Raw genomic sequence first — 4,910 nt, forward strand, 5'->3', positions numbered from 1 at the left:
CTGAACGAAACCCCCTACTATCTGTTGTCAAGGTTCAGTTTTTAGCTTGGTTATCGCTTTTCCCATTGTAGCTTAAAGCCGTCCTAAAAGGACGGGGTTTTAACCCAAATTTTCGATAAAGACAGGTTCGGGGTATAATGTAAAGTTGCTTTCGCAGGAGATCAGGAAAAATGCCCGAGGCGGTCGGAGTCATTCAAACGTTGGGTTTTCCCCCCGTTTTAGCGGCGGCGGATGCCATGGTTAAAGGGGGACGAGTCACCCTAGTTTATTTTGATCTAGCGGAAAGGGGCGAATTTTTGGTGGCGATTCGTGGTCCGATTTCCGAGGTTAAACCAGCAGTAGAGGCAGGATTAGCGGCGGCGATGACCGCTTTTGGTGGTAATGTGGTCAGTCATTACATCGTACCGAATCCTCCAGAAAATGTACTGGCAGTTTTACCAGTGCAGCATACGCCTAAGTCAGACCGTTTTCGCAGTTAATTTCCCTAGGGATTTGCCCCAAACTAGACTATAGTTAAAGACTGGAAAATAGATTGGATTCTATCAATTAAACTTATCGGATTTTTGTTATTAGGAGTTAATTTATGACAGCCCAACCCGCGGTGGGATCGATCGAGACCAAAGGTTTCCCCGGTATTCTAGCGGCCGCCGATGCGATGGTAAAAGCAGGACGGATCACGATTGTTGGTTATTTAAGGGCAGGAAGCGCCCGTTTTACCCTCAATATTCGTGGGGATGTACAGGAGGTAAAAACCGCTATGGCTGCCGGCATTGAAGCGGTCAATAAAACCGAGGGGGCAGCTTTAGAAACCTGGGTAATTATTGCCCGTCCTCACGATAACGTGGTGGCTATTTTACCGATCGATTATAGCGAGGCAGTGGAACCTTTTCGCGCTGCTGCCGACGGTGCGATCGCTCCAATTCGTCGTTAATATTCAAGGTCAATTTTTTGTTACCGGTTGGAACTTGTCTAGTTCCAACTTAGTTTTTAATGATGATTTAAGTTTTAGTCAAAAAACCGAATTTGATAATTGCTGCAAGCAACAGTTGCACCGATAACAGTGACTATCAAAGCCCATATTTGAGCCGTTGCCCTTTCTTTCAAGTCTTTGACATCTTCTTTGAGTTGGGAAACTTCGGTCTCTATTTTCGGCAATACTTCTAGCTTTATTTCTATTCCCTTCAGGTTTCTGATATCGTCTTTGAGTTGGGAAACTTCGGTCTCTATTTTCGGCAATACTTCTAGTTTTGTTTCGATTCCCCTCAGGTTTCTGACATCTTCTTTGAGTTGGGAAACTTCGGTCTCTATTTTCGGCAATACTTCTAGTTTTGTTTCGATTCGCTCTAACCGATTGTCAAGTTTAGCGAGAATATCTTTTAAGTCAGTTTCAATGATAATAGGGTTACTCATGGGGAGATTCCTAGATTTTTATGGCTTTGTTTATCGTCAAGTTTGGGAATCGCCGTCTGTTTTACGGCGGCGAGGATGTCAGGTCTTACTCGACTCGATTAGAGCGCTGGTCAACCCTTCTAGGGTGTATTCTTGCGCCTCGATATCAACACGACCAAATAACTCTTGACAGGTTTTTGAAGTTTGCGGACCGATAGAAGCCAGACAAACTTTTTCTAATAGGGAATTAACCGATAATTCTCCCGTTTCTTGCAGCAATAACTGATAAAAATTCTGGACGGTTTTGGAACTAGCAAAGGTGACTATATCGACTTTTTCATCTCGAAACGCTTCCCAGATCTGACTATCCATGCGCGCGGGACATCCGGAATCATAGGCGGCCACTTCCGTCACCTGACCAGCTTTGGCCGTTAATTCCTTAACCAAGACTTCTCTCCCTCCCGTTTCCACGCGCGGAAAGAGGAATTTTTGCCCCCTAATCGGGTCGGGAAACTCGTTTACCAAAGCATCAGCGACAAAATCCCCCGGGATAAAATCCGCCTTTAATCCTCGTGAGTGCAAAACTTGGCTGGTTTTTTTGCCCACCACGGCGATTTTTACGGTCGCTAAAGCTCTAGCATCTTTTCCCCAAAATGTCAAGCGATCGAAGAAAAAATTAACAGCATTGGCAGAAGTTAAAATCAGCCAATCAAACTTTTTTAACTCACCGATGGCATCGTCTAAACCTTGCCAACTGGAGGGGGGACGAATCTCTAAAGCGGGCATTTCTAGGACTTCTGCGCCTTGATTTTGCAAAATTTCGCTAAATTGACTCGTTTGCTCGGCGGCACGGGTAATAACAATAGTTTTACCTCCTAGGGGTGGGGGAGAGGACATAATCGCCAGATCCACAACTTGACCAATGACCATAATAGAGGGTGAGAGGGACACCCCGGCGGTTTGAGCGAGAATATTTTCTAAAGTGCCGCGCCAAATTTGTTGATCCTTGCGTCCCGCCTGGCGGATAATAGCGATCGAGTCGTGAATATTCCGCCCATTTTGGCATAATTTCTCGATAATTTGCCCTAAAGACTGACCGGCCATCAATAGCACCAGCGTATCAATTTTAGCTAAAGCTGACCAATCGAGAGACTGGGGATCGTGAGCGCTCAAGACCGCAAAACAGCGACTAATATCCTTTTCGGTCAGGGGAATTCCAGCTAATAAAGGAGCGGCCAAAGCGGAGGAAATTCCAGTTATCAGTTCAAAATCACAGCCAGCCTGCTTTAGGGCCAACATTTCAGGATATACTCGCCCAAAAACCCCCGGATCACCACTTTTGAGCCGAATAACTCGTTTTCCCTCTTGACAATAATTAACCAATATCCGATTAATCTGATTTTGCTCGGCGCCGGGTTGTCCTCCCCGTTTGCCCACATCGACTAAAATACAGGTTTTCGGCACGAGGGAGAAGATTTGACTATCCACTAGGGCATCATACAGCAAAACCTCGGCCGTGGCTAAAATTGCTCGCGCTTGCAGGGTGAGAAAACTGCTCTGACCGATTCCCGCACCGAGAAGATAAACTTTACCCCGGGGATAGACGACTCCTGACATAATCGCAAATTTGGGTTTAATCTTTAATTTAGCACTGGAGAACTCAAGGGCGCAGCGACCGGAGAAGATACAAACTACTAACGCAACAAGGGCAGCAGTAAAGTGACGAAATAATATACTAGGGGAGCGGTGAACACATAACTATCAGTGCGATCGAGTATACCACCGTGACCGGGGATTAACTGCCCGGAATCCTTGACCCCGGCATCGCGTTTCATCATCGATTCGGTCAAATCACCCAATAAACTGACAATACCAATTAATAAGCCCAAAATTAAGCCGGTCAGCTGCCAATAGGGCCAATCTAAATACCAAGCACCCAACTCGGCGATCGCTATACTGCCTAAAATGCCAAAAAAGGAACCTTCCACGGTTTTTTTGGGACTAATCAGCGATAAACTGGTTTTCCCTAACCATTTTCCCATGATATAAGCTCCGATATCGGCGGCCCAAATGCAACCGAAAGCTAGAAAAGTCACCGTCAAAGCGGCCGGGAATAATTTCGGTTCCATCCACGATTCTGGCCAATATCCCATCAAGGGTAAGTTACTGGCCATAGCCACGGGACTACTTTCAGGAGAAAAACCGACCCGTAAACGAATCCAATAACTAGGTAAGTAACCACCATAAAACAGACCGAGAATTGAGGTGGAAATGTCGGCAATTGTCGCCATTTTTGGCTGAAAGAGCAGATAAAAACAAATTAACGCCCCAGCAAGGGGAAACATGGCATCGGTGAGGGGGGCTGCCATAGTTGCCGTCAGTAGTAATAATTGCGAAACTACGAGAGTGGTTTTAGCGGCCGGTTCAATGCCTTTAGCGCGAACTAAGCGAAAATACTCCAATTGTCCCAAAAAGACGATAACACCGATGCCGAGGGTGAAATACCAACCCCCAACGATAATAATTCCCAGTGCGAAGGCAATAGCAAAAATAGCGCTGACAATGCGTGGCCAAGGCATGGTTAATCCAGAGAAGTTAGGCGGCATTGTTCTAATTATATAGATTAAGAAAACTTTATGGAAGGTTATCCCCAATTAAAGTTTATCGCCACTCAGGATGAACATGGGATCAACGGCGGCAAAAACTTGGTGAATACCCCTAGTTTCTAGGCGATTTACTGCCGCTTGGACGATCTCGATATTACGCGCCTGTAAATTAGAAAAGCCTTCGGAAAATTGATAGAGGGTTTCTAAATTATTGGCCGTAGCCACGATGCGGCCGTTGGGTTTCAGGTATTGCCACACTTCTTGCAGGACTGATTTAATCGGTTTGCCGCCCTCGATACAGACGCGATCGGGTGCTAGGGATATATTGGCTAGACAATCGGGAGCGCTGCCTTCAAAAACCGTAACATTTTTTACCCCGAAGCGATCGCAATTACGGCGGATTAAACTGGCCACTTCTTCATCCCTTTCAATGGCAATAATCGGACTATTGGGGCATAATAAGCCAATTTCAACGGGAATAGTGCCAGTTCCCGCCCCGATATCCCAGAAAACCCCCCCATCACCTAACCTCAAAGCGGAAATCATCAATAATCTCACCTCGCGTTTACTCAAGGGAATCCCGGGCAAACGTTCAAACAATTCATCGGGAATACCGGGGGTTTTATATAACCAAGTCATCGAAAATTTTGGGTCTGAAACCCCGTCGTTCTACGACGGCTTTACCGTTAAATACTAGCGCATTTACGGAATATATGCTTAAATGTGAGACATGGAAAAAGCCTATTGGTTTCGATTTTACCCCACACCAGAACAAGAGTCGCTATTGCGGCGCACATTGGGCTGTGTAAGATTAGTTTACAATAAAGCTCTCCATGTCAGAACACAAGCTTGGTACGAAAAGCAAGAAAGAGTAGGCTACGCTCAAACTTCTTCAATGCTAACCGATTGGAAAAA

Annotated in this window: 7 protein-coding genes; 3 read left to right on the forward strand and 4 right to left on the reverse strand. The window is 45.7% G+C overall.

What is annotated here, in order from left to right:
• Positions 1-170 precede the first annotated feature (170 nt).
• Positions 171-479 carry a carbon dioxide-concentrating mechanism protein CcmK gene (locus EWV84_RS08075; protein ID WP_002732196.1) on the forward strand — a complete coding sequence of 103 codons (309 nt, stop codon included), beginning with the start codon at positions 171-173 and terminating at the stop codon, positions 477-479.
• Positions 480-583: 104 nt separating this feature from the next.
• Positions 584-931 (forward strand): carbon dioxide-concentrating mechanism protein CcmK, encoded by a 348-nt coding sequence (locus tag EWV84_RS08080; RefSeq protein ID WP_286826094.1) that lies wholly within the window; start codon positions 584-586, stop codon positions 929-931.
• A 74-nt stretch (positions 932-1,005) separates the two neighbouring features.
• On the opposite strand, the gene EWV84_RS08085 is transcribed toward EWV84_RS08080, so the two are convergent.
• The 4 genes from EWV84_RS08085 to cbiT form a co-directional block, all read right to left on the reverse strand.
• The gene (locus EWV84_RS08085; RefSeq protein ID WP_287077590.1) at positions 1,006-1,410 is read right to left on the reverse strand and encodes a hypothetical protein; all 405 of its coding nucleotides are present in this window, start codon (positions 1,408-1,410) and stop codon (positions 1,006-1,008) included.
• Between the two features lie 78 nt (positions 1,411-1,488).
• Positions 1,489-3,006, reverse strand: a complete 1,518-nt coding sequence (cobA, locus tag EWV84_RS08090; protein WP_287077591.1) for a uroporphyrinogen-III C-methyltransferase — start codon at positions 3,004-3,006, stop codon at positions 1,489-1,491.
• Between the two features lie 77 nt (positions 3,007-3,083).
• On the reverse strand, positions 3,084-3,995 hold the full coding sequence (locus tag EWV84_RS08095) for a phosphatidate cytidylyltransferase (RefSeq protein ID WP_287077592.1): 912 nt from the start codon (positions 3,993-3,995) through the stop codon (positions 3,084-3,086).
• Between the two features lie 48 nt (positions 3,996-4,043).
• A complete protein-coding gene (cbiT, locus tag EWV84_RS08100) occupies positions 4,044-4,634 on the reverse strand; it encodes a precorrin-6Y C5,15-methyltransferase subunit CbiT (protein WP_149988633.1) in 591 nt (196 codons plus the stop codon).
• Positions 4,635-4,725: 91 nt separating this feature from the next.
• Here cbiT and EWV84_RS08105 point away from each other — a divergent pair.
• A partial coding sequence (locus tag EWV84_RS08105) for a helix-turn-helix domain-containing protein (protein WP_287077593.1) occupies positions 4,726-4,910 on the forward strand: 185 nt, incomplete at its 3' end.

The organism is Microcystis sp. M_QC_C_20170808_M3Col (assembly GCF_007095505.1).
GTDB lineage: Bacteria > Cyanobacteriota > Cyanobacteriia > Cyanobacteriales > Microcystaceae > Microcystis.